This is a genomic window from Enterobacter cloacae complex sp. IR5441, assembly GCF_049238215.1.
Lineage (GTDB): Bacteria > Pseudomonadota > Gammaproteobacteria > Enterobacterales > Enterobacteriaceae > Enterobacter > Enterobacter hormaechei_C.
In genome coordinates, this window is record NZ_JBMKIA010000019.1 from 19,708 (window position 1) to 38,300 (window position 18,593).

15 protein-coding genes and 1 pseudogene are annotated in these 18,593 nt (G+C 58.1%); 13 read left to right on the forward strand and 3 right to left on the reverse strand.

Features of this window, described 5'->3' with window-relative positions; translation table 11 throughout:
* Positions 1 to 5 precede the first annotated feature (5 nt).
* From arcC to ACOTX5_RS18175, 4 genes are all read left to right on the forward strand, one after another.
* Positions 6 to 917, forward strand: coding sequence for a carbamate kinase (gene arcC, locus ACOTX5_RS18160; RefSeq protein WP_017383904.1), 912 nt, complete (start codon positions 6 to 8; stop codon positions 915 to 917).
* 120 nt (positions 918 to 1,037) lie between these two features.
* Positions 1,038 to 2,042 (forward strand): ornithine carbamoyltransferase, encoded by a 1,005-nt coding sequence (gene argF, locus ACOTX5_RS18165; RefSeq protein WP_003863360.1) that lies wholly within the window; start codon positions 1,038 to 1,040, stop codon positions 2,040 to 2,042.
* A gap of 46 nt (positions 2,043 to 2,088) precedes the next feature.
* A complete protein-coding gene (locus ACOTX5_RS18170; RefSeq protein WP_003863365.1) occupies positions 2,089 to 3,492 on the forward strand; it encodes a YfcC family protein in 1,404 nt (467 codons plus the stop codon).
* A gap of 80 nt (positions 3,493 to 3,572) precedes the next feature.
* A complete protein-coding gene (locus ACOTX5_RS18175) occupies positions 3,573 to 4,052 on the forward strand; it encodes an arginine repressor (protein WP_003863366.1) in 480 nt (159 codons plus the stop codon).
* A gap of 3 nt (positions 4,053 to 4,055) precedes the next feature.
* Here ACOTX5_RS18175 and ACOTX5_RS18180 read toward each other — a convergent pair.
* Positions 4,056 to 4,173: pseudogene (locus ACOTX5_RS18180) on the reverse strand (hypothetical protein).
* On the opposite strand from ACOTX5_RS18180, the gene ACOTX5_RS18185 reads away from it, so the two are divergent.
* From ACOTX5_RS18185 to gbpA, 5 genes are all read left to right on the forward strand, one after another.
* On the forward strand, positions 4,153 to 4,257 hold the full coding sequence (locus ACOTX5_RS18185; protein ID WP_071524139.1) for a pyrBI operon leader peptide: 105 nt from the start codon (positions 4,153 to 4,155) through the stop codon (positions 4,255 to 4,257). The pseudogene ACOTX5_RS18180 and the gene ACOTX5_RS18185 sit on opposite strands and share 21 nt — an antisense overlap.
* A 34-nt stretch (positions 4,258 to 4,291) precedes the next feature.
* Positions 4,292 to 5,224 (forward strand): aspartate carbamoyltransferase, encoded by a 933-nt coding sequence (gene pyrB / locus ACOTX5_RS18190; RefSeq protein WP_003863368.1) that lies wholly within the window; start codon positions 4,292 to 4,294, stop codon positions 5,222 to 5,224.
* Positions 5,225 to 5,236: 12 nt separating this feature from the next.
* Positions 5,237 to 5,698, forward strand: coding sequence for an aspartate carbamoyltransferase regulatory subunit (pyrI, locus tag ACOTX5_RS18195; RefSeq protein ID WP_003863370.1), 462 nt, complete (start codon positions 5,237 to 5,239; stop codon positions 5,696 to 5,698).
* Between the two features lie 73 nt (positions 5,699 to 5,771).
* Positions 5,772 to 6,158, forward strand: coding sequence for a 2-iminobutanoate/2-iminopropanoate deaminase (ridA, locus tag ACOTX5_RS18200; RefSeq protein ID WP_003863373.1), 387 nt, complete (start codon positions 5,772 to 5,774; stop codon positions 6,156 to 6,158).
* A 137-nt stretch (positions 6,159 to 6,295) separates the two neighbouring features.
* Complete coding sequence (gbpA, locus tag ACOTX5_RS18205; protein WP_045911377.1) at positions 6,296 to 7,744, forward strand: N-acetylglucosamine-binding protein GbpA; 1,449 nt, start codon at positions 6,296 to 6,298, stop codon at positions 7,742 to 7,744.
* An 85-nt stretch (positions 7,745 to 7,829) separates the two neighbouring features.
* On the opposite strand, the gene ACOTX5_RS18210 is transcribed toward gbpA, so the two are convergent.
* Together ACOTX5_RS18210 and mgtA are read right to left on the reverse strand one after the other, a co-directional pair.
* Positions 7,830 to 10,214: a beta-N-acetylhexosaminidase gene (locus tag ACOTX5_RS18210; protein WP_045911376.1), complete on the reverse strand. Its 2,385-nt coding sequence runs from the start codon at positions 10,212 to 10,214 to the stop codon at positions 7,830 to 7,832.
* A 200-nt stretch (positions 10,215 to 10,414) separates the two neighbouring features.
* Complete coding sequence (mgtA, locus tag ACOTX5_RS18215) at positions 10,415 to 13,123, reverse strand: magnesium-translocating P-type ATPase (RefSeq protein ID WP_047726888.1); 2,709 nt, start codon at positions 13,121 to 13,123, stop codon at positions 10,415 to 10,417.
* Between the two features lie 386 nt (positions 13,124 to 13,509).
* On the opposite strand from mgtA, the gene treR reads away from it, so the two are divergent.
* From treR to ACOTX5_RS18235, 4 genes are all read left to right on the forward strand, one after another.
* Positions 13,510 to 14,457 carry a trehalose operon repressor TreR gene (gene treR / locus ACOTX5_RS18220; protein WP_017383908.1) on the forward strand — a complete coding sequence of 316 codons (948 nt, stop codon included), beginning with the start codon at positions 13,510 to 13,512 and terminating at the stop codon, positions 14,455 to 14,457.
* 127 nt (positions 14,458 to 14,584) lie between these two features.
* Positions 14,585 to 16,003 (forward strand): PTS trehalose transporter subunit IIBC, encoded by a 1,419-nt coding sequence (gene treB, locus ACOTX5_RS18225; RefSeq protein ID WP_020480548.1) that lies wholly within the window; start codon positions 14,585 to 14,587, stop codon positions 16,001 to 16,003.
* Positions 16,004 to 16,054: 51 nt separating this feature from the next.
* Positions 16,055 to 17,710 carry an alpha,alpha-phosphotrehalase gene (treC, locus tag ACOTX5_RS18230; protein WP_045911374.1) on the forward strand — a complete coding sequence of 552 codons (1,656 nt, stop codon included), beginning with the start codon at positions 16,055 to 16,057 and terminating at the stop codon, positions 17,708 to 17,710.
* Between the two features lie 134 nt (positions 17,711 to 17,844).
* On the forward strand, positions 17,845 to 18,591 hold the full coding sequence (locus ACOTX5_RS18235) for an oligogalacturonate-specific porin KdgM family protein (RefSeq protein WP_017694639.1): 747 nt from the start codon (positions 17,845 to 17,847) through the stop codon (positions 18,589 to 18,591).
* Positions 18,592 to 18,593 lie beyond the last annotated feature (2 nt).

Below are 18,593 nucleotides of genomic sequence, written 5' to 3' on the forward strand. Positions count from 1 at the left end.
CCATCATGGAACGAAAACCCACTCTGGTTGTGGCCCTTGGCGGCAACGCGCTGCTCAAGCGCGGCGAGCCGCTGGAAGCGGAGATCCAGCGCCAGAACATTGAGCAGGCCGCCCGCACCATCGCCGGCTTAACGGAACAGTGGCGCGTGGTGCTGGTGCACGGCAACGGCCCGCAGGTCGGACTGCTGGCGCTGCAAAACAGCGCCTACGACAAAGTCACTCCCTACCCGCTGGACGTTCTTGGCGCCGAAAGCCAGGGAATGATCGGCTACATGCTCCAGCAGGCGCTGAAAAACAATCTGCCCCAGCGCGAGGTCAGCGTCCTGCTCACGCAGGTGGAAGTGGACGCCGCCGACCCGGCGTTCAGCAACCCGACCAAGTACATCGGCCCGGTCTACAGCGAAGCCCAGGCTAAAGCGCTGGCCGCGGAAAAAGGCTGGGTGTTTAAGGCCGACGGCAGCTACTTCCGCCGCGTGGTGCCGTCGCCGCAGCCGAAGCGCATCGTCGAGAGTGACGCCATCACGGCGCTGATTCAGCGCGACCACCTGGTGATCTGCAACGGCGGCGGTGGCGTGCCGGTAGTGGAAAACGCCAACGGCTATCGCGGCATTGAGGCGGTGATCGACAAAGACCTCTCCGCCGCCCTGCTGGCGCGCCAGATCGAGGCCGATGCCCTGCTGATCCTCACCGATGCCGACGCGGTGTACCTCGACTGGGGCAAGCCAACCCAGCGCCCGCTGGCGCAGGTGACGCCGGAGCTGCTCAGAGGCATGCAGTTCGACGCCGGATCGATGGGGCCGAAAGTGGCCGCCTGCCGCGAGTTTGTTGAGGCCTGCAACGGCATTGCCGGGATCGGCGCGCTGAATGACGGCGCGGAGATCCTGGCGGGCGAGAAAGGCACGTTGATTCGTAACTGAGTCGTTTTCCCCTCACCCTAACCCTCTCCCAAAGGGAGAGGGAATGTACGCCCCCTCTCCCACAGGGAGAGGGCCGGGGTGAGGGCATCAGACAGCACAAATTTTAAAAAGGATTTCCCCATGACCATTAACCTGAAAAACCGCAACTTCCTGAAACTGCTGGACTACACCCCGGCGGAGATCCAGTACCTGATCGATCTCGCCATCGAGCTGAAGGCCGCCAAAAAAGCCGGACGCGAAAAACAAACCCTGGTCGGGAAAAACATCGCCCTGATCTTTGAAAAAACCTCCACCCGCACCCGCTGCGCCTTCGAAGTGGGTGCGTTCGACCAGGGCGCGCAGGTCACCTACCTCGGCCCAAGCGGTTCGCAGATTGGCCACAAAGAGTCGATGAAGGACACCGCCCGCGTGCTGGGCCGCATGTATGACGGCATCGAGTATCGCGGCTACGGCCAGGCCATCGTTGAAGAGCTGGGCGAGTACGCGGGCGTGCCGGTGTGGAACGGCCTGACCGACGAGTTCCACCCGACCCAAATTCTCGCCGACCTGATGACCATGCTGGAGCACTCTCCGGGCAAAACCCTGCCGGAGCTGAGCTTTGCTTATCTCGGCGACGCGCGGAACAACATGGGTAATTCGCTAATGGTCGGCGCGGCCAAAATGGGGATGGATATCCGCCTTGTGGCGCCGAAATCCTTCTGGCCGGAGGCGGGCCTGGTTGAGCAGTGCCGTGCCATCGCCAAAGAGACTGGCGCACGCATCACCCTCACCGACGACGTGGAGGAAGGCGTGCAGGGCACCGATTTCCTCTACACCGACGTGTGGGTCTCCATGGGCGAGCCGAAGGAAGCCTGGGCCGAGCGCGTCAGCCTGATGAAGCCTTATCAGATTAACGCGGACGTGATGAAGGCCACCGGTAACCCGAACGTCAAGTTCATGCACTGCCTGCCAGCGTTCCACAACGAGCACACCAAAGTGGGCCGCGAAATCGAAATGGCGTACGGCCTGAAGGGGCTGGAAGTGACGGAAGAGGTCTTCGAATCACCGAACTCCATCGTCTTCGACGAAGCAGAGAACCGCATGCACACCATTAAAGCGGTCATGGTGGCGACACTCGGCGACTAATCACCGCCCGGCGCGCCGCGGGGTGCGCCGGGTTCAGGAGAACATCATGGGCAAGTTCAAGTTTCCCTCCGCTTACACCATTCTCTTTTTTCTGATTGCCGTGGTTGCCGTGCTGACGTGGATTGTTCCGGCCGGGCAGTACCATATGGCAATGAACGAGGCGCTCGGTAAAGAAGTGCCGGTTGCTGGCACCTACGCGCACGTGGCAGCGCACCCGCAGGGGCTGGTTTCGGTGCTGATGGCGCCGATTGCCGGGCTCTACGATCCGGAATCCGGCCAGGCCGGGGCGATCGACGTGGCGCTGTTTATTCTGATCATCGGGGGATTCCTCGGGATCGTCACTAAAACCGGGGCGATAGACGCCGGGATCGAGCGCGTCACCACTCGACTACGCGGCCGCGAAGAGTGGATGATCCCGATCCTGATGGCGCTGTTTGCCGCAGGCGGCACGATTTACGGCATGGCAGAAGAGTCGCTGCCCTTCTATACCTTACTGGTGCCGGTGATGCTGGCGGCGCGGTTCGATCCGGTGGTTGCTGCGTCCACCGTGCTGCTCGGCGCGGGGATCGGCACCCTCGGCTCCACCATCAACCCGTTCGCCACGGTGATCGCCGCCAACGCCGCCGGGATCCCCTTCACCAACGGCATCATGTTGCGCATCGCGCTGCTGGTGATCGGCTGGATCATCTGCGTGGCGTGGGTAATGCGCTATGCCCGCAAGGTGCGCAAGGATCCGTCGCTGTCGATCGTGGCGGATAAGCAGGAAGAGAACCGCGCCCACTTCCTCGGCAACAAGGGCGAGCAGTCGCTGGAGTTTACCCCGGTGCGCAAACTCATCCTGGTGATCTTCGCCCTCGCCTTCGCGGTGATGATCTACGGCGTGGCGGTGCTGGGCTGGTGGATGGCGGAGATCTCGGCGGTGTTCCTCGCCAGCGCGATTATCGTCGGGCTGATCGCCCGCATGAGCGAAGAGGAGCTGACCTCAACCTTTATCAACGGCGCGCGAGATTTGCTGGGCGTCGCGCTGATTATCGGCATCGCGCGCGGTATCGTAGTGATCATGGATAAGGGCATGATTACCCACACCATTTTGCACAGCGCCGAGGGAATGGTCACCGGATTGTCGACGGTGGCGTTCATCAACGTGATGTACTGGCTGGAAGTGGTGCTGTCGTTTCTTGTGCCTTCTTCGTCCGGCCTGGCCGTTCTGACGATGCCGATCATGGCGCCCCTTGCCGATTTCGCTAACGTCAACCGCGACCTGGTGGTTACGGCTTACCAGTCGGCGTCCGGCATCGTTAACCTGATCACTCCCACCTCTGCCGTCGTGATGGGCGGGCTGGCTATCGCCCGCGTGCCCTACGTGCGCTATCTGAAATGGGTCGCGCCGCTGCTGGGGATTTTAACGGTGGTGATTATGGTGGCGTTAAGCCTGGGCGCCCTGTTGTAATTTGCCGGATGGCGCTGCGCTTATCCGGCCTACGGATCGGTGCGGTGCCACCGGTTATTTCGGGAACTGATATGGGAACTATGATGGATTACGAAGAGTACTCTCCCAAAGAGCAACTACAGCTAACGGTCTGCCAGCGTCTGATCGCGGAAAAGAGCTATCTCTCCCAGGAGGAGATCCGCCGCGACTTACAGGAGCGGGGTTTTGAGACCATCAGCCAGTCCACCGTTTCACGTCTGCTCAAGTTGCTCGGTGTCATAAAAATTCGCAATGCCAAAGGGCTAAAGATTTATTCGCTGAATCCCCAGCTGCGCCCGGCCCCCGACGCGGCGCGTACCGTCTCTGAAATGGTGGTGAGCGTGGAGCACAACAGCGAATTTATCCTTATCCATACCGTCGCCGGATATGGCCGCGCGGTGGCGCGTATTCTGGATTATCACCAGTTACCGGAAATTTTAGGCGTGGTGGCCGGAAGCAGTATCGTCTGGGTCGCCCCCCGCGTGGTGAAGCGCACCGCACTGGTGCATAAGCAAATTAATTATTTACTCAGAACGCATTAATATTCATAAAGAACCGTTTGCATTGAGTAAAGCGTGCATTAAATCGCTTGATCCCAAAAGCGAGCTGCGTATAATGCCCGACAATTTGCCGGGAGGAAGCATGGTCAAGCGTGTACGACATATCGTCTTACCGCGTCTGAAATCAGACGCTGGCCTGCCGTTTTTCTTCCCGTTGCTAAACCTATTCCCAGAGCCCCTCATTTGAGGGGCTTTTTTTTGCCCGGCGTCAGGAGATAAACATGAATCCGCTTTATCAAAAACACATCATTTCCATAAACGACCTCAGCCGCGAAGAGCTGGAACTGGTTCTGGAAACCGCGGCAAAACTGAAGGCCAATCCGCAACCGGAGCTGCTGAAGCACAAGGTGATTGCGAGCTGCTTCTTCGAAGCCTCGACCCGCACGCGTCTCTCCTTCGAAACCTCCATGCACCGCCTGGGCGCGAGCGTGGTGGGCTTCTCGGACAGCAGCAACACGTCGCTGGGCAAAAAAGGCGAGACCCTGGCGGATACCATTTCAGTGATTAGCACCTACGTTGACGCGATTGTGATGCGCCACCCGCAGGAGGGCGCGGCGCGTCTGGCGACCGAATTTTCCGGCGGCATTCCGGTACTGAATGCCGGTGACGGCGCTAACCAGCATCCGACGCAGACCCTGCTGGATCTGTTCACCATTCAGGAGACGCAGGGCACGCTTGAGAACCTGAACATCGCCATGGTCGGCGACCTGAAATATGGCCGCACCGTCCACTCGCTGACCCAGGCGCTGGCGAAATTTAACGGCAACCGCTTCTTCTTCATCGCCCCGGACGCGCTGGCGATGCCGCAGTACATTCTCGATATGCTGGACGAAAAAGGCATCGCGTGGAGCCTGCACGCCAGCATCGAAGAGGTGATGGGCAACGTGGATATTCTCTACATGACCCGCGTGCAGAAAGAGCGTCTTGACCCATCCGAGTACGCCAACGTGAAGGCGCAGTTCGTGCTGCGCGCCAGCGACCTCGAGGGCGCGCGCGACAACATGAAGGTGCTGCACCCGCTGCCGCGCATCGATGAGATCACCACAGACGTGGATAAAACGCCGCACGCCTGGTACTTCCAGCAGGCCGGAAACGGCATCTTCGCCCGCCAGGCGTTACTGGCACTGGTTCTGAATCGCGAATTAGCTCTGTAAGGGGAGACGACCATGACACACGATAACAAACTCCAGGTTGAAGCCATCAAGCGTGGCACCGTGATTGACCACATCCCTGCGCAGGTGGGCTTTAAGCTGCTGACGCTGTTTAAACTGACTGAAACCGACCAGCGCATCACCATCGGCCTGAACCTGCCGTCGGGCGAAATGGGCCGTAAAGACCTGATCAAGATCGAGAACACTTTCCTGACCGACGAGCAGGTCAACCAGCTGTCTCTGTACGCGCCGGACGCCACGGTTAACCGCATCGACGATTACGACGTGGTGGGCAAATCCCGCCCAAGCCTGCCGGATCGCATCGAAAGCGTGCTGGTCTGCCCGAACAGCAACTGCATCAGTCATGCTGAGCCGGTTTCCTCCAGTTTCGCAGTGAAAAAACGCGCCAATGACATTGCACTCAAATGCAAATACTGCGAAAAAGAGTTTTCTCATTATGTGGTGCTGGCCAACTAATTGAGGTTGGTAATGAAATCCCGGCTGTTATAATGGCCGGGAACATTCTTAACGCTGTAATTCTGGAGAAAAAATGAGCAAAGTACTCGCGACGGAAAATGCACCAGCGGCTATCGGCCCATACGTTCAGGGCGTTGATCTGGGCAGCATGATCATCACTTCTGGTCAGATCCCGGTGAACCCAAAAACCGGTGAAGTGCCAGCCGACGTAGCGGCGCAGGCGCGTCAGTCGCTGGAAAACGTGCAGGCGATCGTCGAATCTGCCGGCCTGAAAGTGGGCGATATCGTCAAAACCACCGTGTTCGTGAAAGATCTGAACGATTTCGCCACCGTTAACGCCACTTATGAAGCGTTCTTCACCGAGCACAACGCCACCTTCCCGGCGCGCTCCTGTGTGGAAGTGGCGCGTCTGCCAAAAGACGTAAAAATTGAAATTGAAGCGATTGCCGTACGTCGCTAATTTATTTCAATAAAGAGAAGGCAGCTCAGGCTGCCTTTTTTATTGCGACCATTTTTACTCTCTCCAGGCAATGACGCATCCCCCACTCCATTAATAGACTGACGCTGCCTTGTTATATTCTAATTAATGGATGAAGAATGAAACTCTCTAAGATCGCGCTGGCCGTTGCCACATTAGCGGTTGCGTCTTCCGCACTTGCACACGGATATATAGAATCCCCCGCCAGCCGCGCTTATATGTGTAAGCTCGGCCAGAATATTGACTGTGGCTCTGTACAATATGAACCGCAGAGCGTAGAAAAGACCTCCGGCTTCCCGACGGGCGCAATGCCGCCTGACGGCCAGCTTGCCAGCGCCGGTATTGCCAGCTACTCCCAGCTTGATAAGCAGAGCCTGAACGCCTGGACCAAAAGCCCCATGACGGCAGGCCCGCATGAATTTGTCTGGCACCATACCGCGCCGCATAAAACCACCAACTGGCGTTATTACATTACCAAACAAAACTGGGACCCCAATAAACCGCTGACCCGTGACCAGTTCGAATTAACGCCGTTCTGTACTATTAACGGGAATGGTCAGGCACCGTCCATGACAAAATCCATGACCTGTAATGTCCCGGAACGTACGGGCTACCAGGTTATTTATGGCGTGTGGGAAATTGCGGATACCGCAAACAGTTTCTATCAGGCCATTGACGTTGATTTCGGTAACGCCGGCAACGTCACGCCGGACGATACCCCAGCGGTAATATCCCAGTGGAGTAAAACCCTGAGCGGACAGATTGCCGGGAATAACCTGAACGTGGGCGATAAAGTGATTGCACGCTTCTTCGACGCCAACGGGGAAGTTGCCGCCCTGCGTACTGAAATGACCATCGGCTCTTCAGAACAAGGCGACGCTAACCAGTGGTCCTACGATCTGGCGCAGAAGATCAACACCGCTCATAGCGATGTCCGCGTCGGTGTGAAAGATGAAGCCGGTGAAATTAGTCCGGTTCACGGCGCCAACAGCGTATTCGTGAAAGACGGCAGCACGCTGAAATCCGTTGCCATCTCTTATGAAGAGCAAAAAGCGCAGGTGAGCGAGACCATCGCCGTTTCCGATCTGCAATACAGCAAAATCGAACATGGCAATGTGATTGTGACCTTCCATGTGAACACGCAGGGTGACGTTAATTTTGAAGCGCACGTGATGAACCACCACGGTGCCGAAAAAGGTTACCTGAAGCAGGATATGAATAACGTCAATCAAAACGTGACCATGACGCTGACTGACGTCACGGCGGGCCACCATATGCTGAAATACTACGCCACCAACAAAGACGGCACCCTGTTCGCGCAGGACGTGCTAAACCTGATGCTGGAAAGCGACGCGGCGGACAGCAGCGGCCCGCATGACTTTATCTTCCCGGACAGCATTGCCTCCTACAAAGCGGGCACCGTGGTGTTACAGCCTAAAAACGGTAAGACCTACGAGTGTAAACCGTTCCCGTATAGCGGCTACTGCGTGCAGTGGAGCAAATACGCGACCCAGTTTGAGCCAGGCGTGGGCGCGCACTGGAAAGAGGCGTGGGTGCTGAAGAACTGAGTTGCCTTCACGCCCGGCGGCACTTCGTTTGCCGGGCCTACACGTCACGTAGGCCCGGTAAGCGTAGCGCCACCGGGCGCATTTGTTACTGATTCCGCGTCGCTCTGAGCAGCGTCTCCAGCGGGTACACCGCCGCAATTACCACCTCGTCCTGGATCGTCGCCGCGTTATCCAGTTCGCTCTGGATCGACGCGATCTCGTTGTCGTCCAGCGTGCCCTGACGCGCCACCAGATCCGTCAGCCTCAGGCCAATCGAGGCCAGTTTATCCACCTCCTGGATCACCGGCTTAATGGCCTTCAGCTGATAGCTGTTTTCACTCAAGGCTAGCGCATCGCTGGTGTTGTTCTGCCAGCGGTTAAAGACGTGGCGCAGCGCGTCGGCGCTTTCCGTGTCTTCCGCGTCGCTCACCAGACGGTCCGCCCATTTATTCATCTGACGCACGGTCGCACTTTCCGCGTTTAGCGCGTCAGCGAGCCGGTTGAGCGGCTCAAACTGATGATAGTTTCCGGCCTGGAACTTAAGATGCTGGCGGGTGTAATACTGCGCCGGTTCAAGCGCCTGGGCGAGAATTTGCAGCGGCAGGGTATCCGCATTGTTGGCGAGGCGCGTGAACTGCACCTGCTGCTGGGTATGCTGCTGTAGTCCAGCCGACACCGTGGACCAACTGTCCATCGCCTGGAGCCGGGTATACATGTTGTCGATGTCGTTGACGTCCTTTGCCGACCATAGCCGCTCCGCCACCGCAAAGGCGCGCGGCCACAGACGGATATCCAGCACCGGCGCGACCACGTTTTCCGCCCACAGCGCGGCTTCACCGCCGAGCAGATTGGCCTCGTTCGCCGGGTCCGGCACCACCGGCGGTATGCCTTTTGGCACCGCGTCCAGACGCGTGCCGTCGATCGGGTAGCGGGCGTTACCCACCAGGAAATAGCCGCTGAGCTTATCGTTCTCAACAGAAACGACCGGACGCGTTTCACCCATCCAGGTATCAACGGTAAACGTTACCTGGTTGTCGTCCCGCCACTGAATGTTATCCACCGCCCGACGCGATTTCCCGGCAAAATCAATAAATCCACGCCACCCGGCATCGCCTTTCACCAGCGTAAAGCTGCCTTCCACCGGCTTGCCTTTCAGACGCGGCATGGAGAAAGCCCAGCTCTGGACGCTGTCGGTGTCCGCTATCACATCCACGCCGTTCAGCCCCTGCGGCACAATTTCATTGCGGTAGTGGTAGGCGGTGGATTGCGGCTGATCGAGGTAGAAACCGGTTGAGAGAATGCCCTTATAACCGTTCTGCGCCACCTGCCCCAGCGCGTCCTGTCCCTGCCAGGACTGGATCAGAATGCTTTTCGGCAGATCGGGATGGTAGATCTCATCCCAGCCAACCATCTGCCGGTGGTGCTTCTCAAGGATCGTCTCCAGCTTGCGGTTGAAATACGCCTGCAACGCGTGGCTGTCCGCCAGTTTGTTGTCGCGCATAAACGTCTGGATCGCAGCGTTCGCTTTCCACTGGCTGTCGTCAACCTCATCGCCGCCAATATGCAGATACGGATCCGGGAAGATCGCCGCCAGTTCGCTGACCATCGCGTCGGCAAAGGTATAAGTTGCCTCTTTGGTTGGATCCAGCACCGGCTTCAGCACGCCCCAGTGGCGCTCCATGGCGTAAGGCCCCGGCGCGCTCATCAGCTCCGGGTAGGCGACGGCAATCGCCGAGGCGTGGCCCGGCATATCAATTTCCGGCACCACGCGTATGCCGCGCTCGGTAGCGTAACGCACAATCTCGCGCATCTGCTCCGGGGTGTAGAACAGCCCATCGCTGGCAAGCTGGGTTAATTTTGGATAACGCTTCGAGGTAAAGCGCCAGCCCTGATCGTCCGTCAAATGCCAGTGCAGGACGTTGAGCTTTGCCGCGGCCATGCCGTCGATCTGGCGTTTAATATCCGGAATCGGGAGGAAGTGGCGCGCCGAATCGAGCAGCAGCCCGCGCCACGGGAAGCGCGGCGAATCTTCAATGGTCACCCACGGGATCGAGGTGTTTTCGGCGCCGTTCTGCATCAGCTGAAGCAAGGTTTCCATGGCGCGCAGCGCGCCGAAGCGGGTGTTGGCAGAGATATTTACGCCGTTGGCGTCCACCGTGAGTTTATAGCTCTCATCGCTGTCAGGCAGCGGCTGCGGCTTAACCTTTTTGGCGATGGCGATGCGGATGGTCGGCTTGTCAGGTTTTTCGGCCTGCGGCTGTAGCGTCCAGCCGGTTTGCAGCGCAATGCGCTGGCGCAGGCGGTTGACCGCATCCCCCAGATCGTCGCCGCTGACGCTCACAGAAAGTTGATTGTTAAGCACCAGCGCGCCCTGAGTGGTCGGGCGTTCAACCTTCGCAGGCCAGGGCATTAAGGGAAGGTCACCTGCCGGGGCGGCAAAGGCGGAGGCGCCGAGCATGAGCCCGGCGGTTAAGAGGCTGTACCGTAACATGAATGTTCCTTATCTGACGGGCCAAATACAGGCAAAACATTCTGTTAACATGCGCTCAAATTGTCGTCAAGCGAATGCGCCGACGGAGATCACAGGTTGTTGAATTTGGGAGGAAAGCCAGCTGCCGGGTGGCGGCTTCGCCTTACCCGGCCTACGTTCGGATCGTAGGCCCGGTAAGCGCAGCGCCACCGGGCTTGCCGTTACTGCCATCCATACCGGCGCGCATAGAACCCTTTCACCATCTGCGTCAGCACCATGTAGCCCGCGAGGATCGCCACCAGCCACGGGAAGTAGCTCAGCGGCAGCGCCTGAAGTTGCAGGTAGCTTGCCAGCGGCGAGAACGGCAGCGCGATCCCGAGCGCCATCACAATGCCCGTCATCACAATCAGCGGCCACGCGGCACGGCTCTGGATGAACGGAATGCGGCGGGTGCGGATCATGTGCACAATCAGCGTCTGAGACAGCAGTCCCACCACGAACCAGCCGGACTGGAACAGCGTCTGGTGTTCTGGCGTATTCGCATGGAACACAAACCACATCAGGCAGAAGGTCAGAATGTCGAAGATTGAGCTGATCGGCCCAAAGAACAGCATAAAGCGCCCCAGATCGGCGGGGTTCCAGCGCTGCGGCTTCTGGATCTGCTCGTCGTCCACGTTATCAAACGGGATCGCCACCTGAGAGACATCGTACATCAGGTTCTGGATCAGCAGGTGCAGCGGCAGCATCGGCAGAAACGGCAGAAACGCGCTCGCCACCAGCACGCTGAAGACGTTGCCGAAGTTGGAGCTGGCGGTCATTTTGATGTATTTGAGCATATTGGCGAAGGTGCGACGCCCTTCGATGACGCCCTCTTCCAGCACCATCAGGCTCTTTTCCAGCAGAATGATATCCGCCGCTTCGCGGGCAATATCCACCGCGCCGTCCACGGAGATACCGATATCCGCCGCACGCAGGGCTGGCGCATCGTTGATGCCGTCGCCCATAAAGCCCACTACGTGCCCTTCGCGACGCAGCAGAGTGACGATGCGCTCTTTATGCATCGGCGTCAGGCGGGCAAACAGCGTGGTGCGTTGGGCAAGCTCGGCCAGCTCATCGTCGGCCAGGTGCTCAATGTCGCTCCCCACGACGATGTCGCCCGCGTCCAGGCCGACTTCGTGGCACACTTTGGCCGCCACCAGCTCGCTGTCGCCGGTGAGGATTTTGACGGTGATACCGCTCGCTTTCAGCGCTTTTAGCGCCGGCGCGGTGGTCTCTTTCGGCGGATCGAGGAATGCGATGTAACCTTCGAGGATCAAATCGGATTCATCGATACGCTGGTAGTCACCTTCCCGCGCAGGCAGGAACTTGCTGGCTACTGCCACCACGCGCAGCCCCTGACGGTTCAGGTTATCGGTGACGCGTTTGATGCGGCGCAGCATGGTCTCATCCAACGGCACGATCTCGCCGTTATGGCGCACCTGCGTGGAAACATTCAGGATCTCCTGCAATGCCCCTTTGCAGATCAGCTGATGTACGTCCGCCTGCTCGCTGACCACCACCGACATGCGGCGGCGCTCAAAGTCGAACGGGATTTCATCCACCTTCTGCCAGCGACCGGAGAGCGTGCGGGCAGACTCCTCGTCCACCCCTTCCAGCACCGCCACGTCGAGCAGGTTTTTCAGCCCGGTCTGATAGTGGCTGTTCAGCCAGGCGCTGTGGAGCACGCGCTCGCTGGTTTTTCCGGCGATGTCGGTGTGGTTCTCCAGCACGATTTTGTCCTGCGTCAGGGTGCCGGTTTTATCGGTGCAAAGGATGTCCATCGCGCCAAAGTTCTGGATGGCGTCGAGGTGTTTAACGATCACCTTTTGTTTAGAGAGTTTGACCGCCCCGCGCGCCAGCGTGGAGGTGACAATCATCGGCAGCATTTCCGGCGTTAAGCCAACGGCCACGGAGAGCGCGAACAGCGCCGCTTCCCACCAGTCGCCTTTGGTGTAGCCGTTGATCAGCAGGACAATCGGCGTCATGACCATCATAAAGCGGATCAGCAGCATGCTGACGCGGCCAATGCCTTTCTGGAACGCATTCGGCTCGCTCTCCTGCTCGCTGACGCGTCCGGCAAGCTGTCCAAACCAGGTATTGCCGCCGGTGGCGGTGACAATCGCCTGCGCGGTGCCGCTGACCACCGTGGTGCCCATAAAGCACAGGGTGTCGCACTCCAGCGGGTTCATCTGCTGCGGATCGCGGGTCCGCGCTACCTTCTCTACGGGCAGGGACTCACCGGTGAGTGACGCCTGCGCGACGAACAGATCCCGCGCCTGGATGACGCGTAAATCCGCCGGGATCATGTCCCCCGCCGCCAGCTTCACCAGATCGCCCGGCACCAGCTGGTCAATGGGAAGCTCAATCCAGGCGTTCTCGCCGAGGTCGTTAATCACGCGCGACACGGTGGCGGTGTTGCTGACCATCGCTTTCAGGGCGTCCGCCGCTTTGGTGGAGCGCGCTTCCTGAATAAAGTTCAGCAGCGTGGAGATCCCCACCATCAGGGCAATCACGCCTGCGGCAAACAGATCTTCAGTGGCGTAAGAGATAATCCCGAGCACCGTCAACAGCAGGTTGAACGGATTGCGGTAGCAGAGCCACAGGTGGACCCACCAGGGAGAGGGTTTCTGCGCCGGGATCTGGTTATCGCCATGTTCCGCGCGGATTTTTAACACTTCTTGCGCGTTCAGCCCTTCCGGGTGGCCGCCAAAGGCGCGCCAGACTTCGTTTTCATCCATCGCCGCCACGTTCAGGCAGCGCTCGGTCAGGGAAGCGGGGATTGCCGCTCCCGCCATGGTGTTGGCATTTGGCAGCGGATCGCGCGCAATCAGGCGATGTGGCAGGTGACGGCTCAGCAGCGCTTGCAGCTGCCGGGTGATATTCTTCAGCATAGTCATTCCCCCGCATCCGCAAAGGCGGACGCAGTTTTCCCGCAGGCGTGGCAAAGCCGTACCTGTCAGGCACTTAATTTATCAAGCAGGAACGTATGAACGTTGCTGCCTCACGCCGGTGAGACAGCAAAAGGCTGGCTTACCGGAAAGAAGGTTTTCTCCTGGTCAGGAGAGGTGTGGGATCGGGATCCATGTGGCCTCCGGTAAGTAAAAAGTTGGGTATCGGCACGCAGTATAGTGATTTATCCATACCGTTTGTGACTAATCGGGCGGTATTATAACGCCCTGCAAATAAACCGAACGTAAACCAGACTTTGCCCATAGCGAATTCGCAGGATAGCATTAGGCTCAATTGATTATTTTATCGTTGTTACAGGGAATACAGCATGCAGAACCGCCTTACGATTAAAGATATCGCGCGTTTAAGCGGCGTGGGGAAATCGACTGTCTCACGCGTGCTGAACAACGAAAGCGGTGTCAGCGAGCGCACACGCGAGCGCGTCGAGGCGGTGATGAATCAGCACGGTTTTTCACCTTCCCGCTCCGCGCGCGCCATGCGCGGGCAGAGCGATAAAGTGGTCGCCATTATTGTCTCGCGTCTGGATTCCCTCTCCGAAAACCTCGCCGTACAGACGATGCTGCCCGCGTTCTACGAGCAGGGCTACGATCCGATCATGATGGAGAGCAAGTTCTCCGCGCAAATGGTGGAGGAGCATCTCGGCATGCTTCAGCGCCGTAATATTGATGGGGTGGTGCTGTTCGGATTTACCGGCCTAAAAGAGGACGTGCTTAAACCCTGGCAGCCGTCACTGGTGCTGCTGGCGCGCGACGCCAGCGGGTTTGCCTCTGTCTGTTACGATGACGAAGGGGCGATCGTGATCCTGATGCAGCGCCTGTATGAACAGGGCCATCGGCATATTAGCTATCTCGGCGTGCCACATGCTGACATCACCACCGGCAAGCGTCGCCACGAAGCGTACCTGGCGTTTTGTAAAAAACACAATCTCCCCGCCGTGGCCGCGCTGCCTGGTCTGGGTATGAAACAGGGATATGAACAGGTCGCCAGCGTGCTGACGTCACAAACCACCGCCCTGGTATGCGCCACGGATACCCTTGCATTGGGTGCGAGCAAATATTTGCAGGAGCAGCGCATCGGGGAACTGCAATTAGCGAGCGTGGGAAGCACGCCACTGATGAAGTTCTTACACCCGGAGATTATCAGCGTTGATCCGGGTTACGCCGAGTCTGGCCGGCAGGCTGCCGCGCAGCTGATCGAGCAGATTACCGGGCGAACCGAGCCCCGTCAGATCGTTATTCCAGCCCATCTCTCATAATTCTTTTGAATAGATTATTGTGATCTTCGCCCGATTTCGGGAACGTTCCCATTTTCGCCGTCACGTTGAAGGAGTAGGCTTGCGCACAGGTCATAACCCCTATCACCATCTGTCATGAGGTTTCATGATGAGTAAAGTCAAACAAACAGATATCGATCAGCTGATCGTCCTGGTCGGCGGACGCGATAACATCGCCACCGTCAGCCATTGCATTACCCGCCTGCGCTTCGTGCTGAACGATCCGGCCAAAGCCAACCCGAAGGCCATTGAAGAGCTTTCTATGGTTAAAGGCTGCTTCACCAACGCCGGGCAGTTTCAGGTGGTGATTGGTACCGAAGTGGGCGATTACTATCAGGCTCTGCTGGCGACTACCGGGCACTCTTCCGCCGATAAAGAGCAGGCGAAGAAGGCCGCGCGCCAGAATATGAAATGGCATGAGCAGCTGATTTCCCATTTTGCGGAGATCTTCTTCCCGCTGCTGCCAGCGCTGATCAGCGGGGGCTTAATTCTGGGCTTCCGTAATGTCATCGGCGATGTGCCAATGAGCGACGGCAAAACCCTGGCGCAGATGTACCCGGCGCTGCAAAGCATCTATGACTTCCTGTGGCTGATTGGCGAAGCGATCTTCTTCTATCTGCCAGTCGGGATCTGCTGGTCCGCGGTGCGCAAGATGGGCGGAACGCCAATTCTCGGTATCGTGCTCGGCGTGACGCTGGTCTCTCCGCAGTTAATGAACGCTTACTTACTTGGTCAGCAAACGCCAGAGGTGTGGAACTTCGGCCTGTTTACCATCGCCAAAGTCGGCTATCAGGCGCAGGTGATCCCGGCATTGCTGGCGGGCCTGGCGCTGGGCTTTATTGAGACGCGCCTGAAGCGCATCGTGCCGGATTACCTCTATCTGGTGGTGGTCCCGGTCTGCTCGCTGATCCTGGCGGTGTTCCTGGCGCACGCCTTTATCGGTCCGTTTGGCCGCATGATTGGCGACGGCGTGGCCTTCGCGGTCCGTCACCTGATGACCGGCAGCTTCGCGCCAATCGGTGCCGCGCTGTTTGGCTTCCTCTACGCTCCGCTGGTGATCACCGGCGTGCACCAGACCACGCTGGCGATTGATATGCAGATGATCCAGAGCCTCGGCGGTACGCCTGTCTGGCCGATCATCGCCCTGTCTAACATTGCGCAGGCCTCGGCGGTAACCGGCATCATCATCGTCAGCCGTAAGCACAACGAGCGAGAGATCTCCGTTCCGGCTGCCATCTCCGCTTACCTCGGCGTCACTGAACCAGCGATGTACGGTATCAACCTGAAATACCGCTTCCCGATGCTCTGCGCGATGATCGGCTCCGGTCTGGCGGGCTTGCTGTGCGGCCTGAACAGCGTGATGGCGAACGGGATTGGCGTCGGCGGCCTGCCGGGTATCCTCTCCATTCAGCCCGCGTTCTGGCAGGTATTTGCGCTGGCGATGGCGGTGGCGATTATCATCCCAATGGCGCTGACTACTGTGGTTTACCAGCGTAAGTTCCGTCAGGGCACGTTGCAGATTGTTTAATTCTCTCTTTCGGGGCGCAGTTGCGCCCCTTCGCATTTGCAGGAACGTACTATGAATACCCTTCCTCACTGGTGGCAGAACGGCGTCATCTATCAGATTTACCCAAAGAGTTTCCAGGACACCACCGGCAGCGGCACGGGCGATCTGCGCGGCGTGACGCAGCGCCTGGACTACCTGAAAACCCTCGGCATTGACGCCATCTGGCTGACGCCGTTTTATATCTCCCCGCAGGTGGATAACGGTTACGACGTGGCGAACTACACTGCCATCGATCCGACCTACGGCACGCTGGACGACTTTGACGAGCTGGTTGCCCGGGCGCATGAACGCGGCATCCGCATCGTGCTGGATATGGTCTTTAACCACACGTCCACGCAGCACGCCTGGTTCCGTGAGTCGCTGGATAAAGCGAGTCCGTACCGCCAGTTCTATATCTGGCGCGACGGTACGCCGGATACGCTTCCCAACAACTGGCGCTCCAAATTTGGCGGCAACGCCTGGCGCTGGCACGCCGAAAGCGAGCAGTATTATCTGCACCTGTTCGCACCGGAGCAGGCGGATCTCAACTGGGAAAACCCGGCGGTGCGCGCCGAGCTGAAAAAAGTGTGCGAGTTCTGGGCCGATCGCGGCGTGGACGGCTTGCGTCTGGACGTGATTAACCTGATTTCAAAAGATCAGGATTTCCCGGACGATACCCTCGGCGACGGTCGCCGCTTCTACACTGACGGGCCGCGCATCCACGAATATCTCCAGGAGATGAGCCGCGACGTCTTTACGCCGCGTAATCTGATGACGGTGGGCGAGATGTCCTCCACCTCGCTGGAGAACTGCCAACAGTACGCGTCTCTTGACGGCCGCGAGCTGTCGATGACCTTCAACTTCCACCACCTCAAGGTAGACTACCCCGGCGGCGAAAAATGGACGAAGGCGAAGCCGGACTTCGTGGCGCTAAAAACCCTTTTCCGCCACTGGCAGCAGGGGATGCACAACAAAGCCTGGAACGCGCTGTTCTGGTGTAACCATGACCAGCCGCGCATCGTGTCGCGCTTTGGTGACGAAGGGGAACACCGCGTGGCGGCGGCGAAAATGCTCGGCATGGTGCTGCACGGGATGCAGGGCACGCCGTATATCTACCAGGGTGAAGAACTGGGTATGACCAACCCGCATTTCAGCCGTATCACCGACTACCGCGACGTGGAAAGCCTGAACATGTTCGCCGAACAGCGGGCTAACGGTCGCGATACGGATGAACTACTGGCGATTCTGGCGAGTAAGTCACGCGATAATGGCCGCACGCCGATGCAGTGGGACGCCTCGCATAATGCGGGCTTTACCGAGGCCGAGCCGTGGATTGGCGTCTGCGACAACTACGAAACCGTGAACGCCCGCGCGGCGCTGGACGACCCCAATTCGGTGTTTTACACCTATCAGTCGCTGATTCGCCTGCGCAAAACCCTGTCGGTACTGACGTGGGGGGATTATGAGGATCTCCTGCCTGACCACCCTTCCCTGTGGTGCTACCGCCGCCAGTGGCAGGGACAAACGCTGATGGTGGTGGCGAACCTGAGCCACGCGCGCCAGCAGTGGCAGCCCGCCCCCGTAGAGGGAGCATGGCGGGTGGCACTCAGCAACTATGAAGAGGTTCCCTTCCGACCCGATACGTTGCTATTGCGCCCGTTTGAAGCTATCTGGTGGGTGCAGGAATAAACCTCAGGAGATACAGCATGCTGTATCTCTTTTTTTATGTTTAGCGATACGCTAAATGTACGACGATAACTTTTACAATATGGCGCACTCAAAATAAAAATAGCCTGCCAATTAAATAACCTCGGCAGGATATTATGAAAAAGATAATTATTAAAGCAACGTGTATTAGCGCATTATTATTGAGCACACAGGGATGGTGCGGGAATACGTCCGTCGACCTTCGCTTTGGTCATAATACGCGCTCAGACGTAAATGATTCACGCATTAAGGTCATGCATCAGGCGAATAACGGTTTTTACTTCTCCGTTGAAGCCGCACAAAACCATAATGATACGTTTTTTGGTGATACCGACAGATATAATCCCGACGACAAGGGGTTAACGGAAGCGGCACAGGAAATCGAAACGCGCTGGCGTTTTGATCTGGGAAATGGTTTCGCCGTTGCGCCTGGCATGGTGACGGTTTTCACCGCCAGCAATACGCATTACCGCCCCTTCATTCAGGGCTGGAAAGCCTTCGATAACGGTCTGAATCTCTCCGCCCGTTACCGCTATAACACCGTCAATGACGCGCACAGCGATAAAGAACTCGACGGCAGCGGTTATACTCGCCGCCAGTCACACCAGTTCGACATTTGGTTCGCGTATAACATCGGCAAATTCGGTATGTCCTATAACCCGCGCTTCCGCTGGCAGGATAACGTCGATCAGGGAACCGGGGATGACACCTACTGGGAGCATACCGTCGCGTTCAACTACAAGCTCGACGATGGCTGGACGCCATACGTCGAACTGGTTTCACTGGATAAAACGTACATCAATAATGACGGCAACCATGAAAATGATTATGCCGTACGTCTGGGAATAGTGAAGCAGCTCTGACG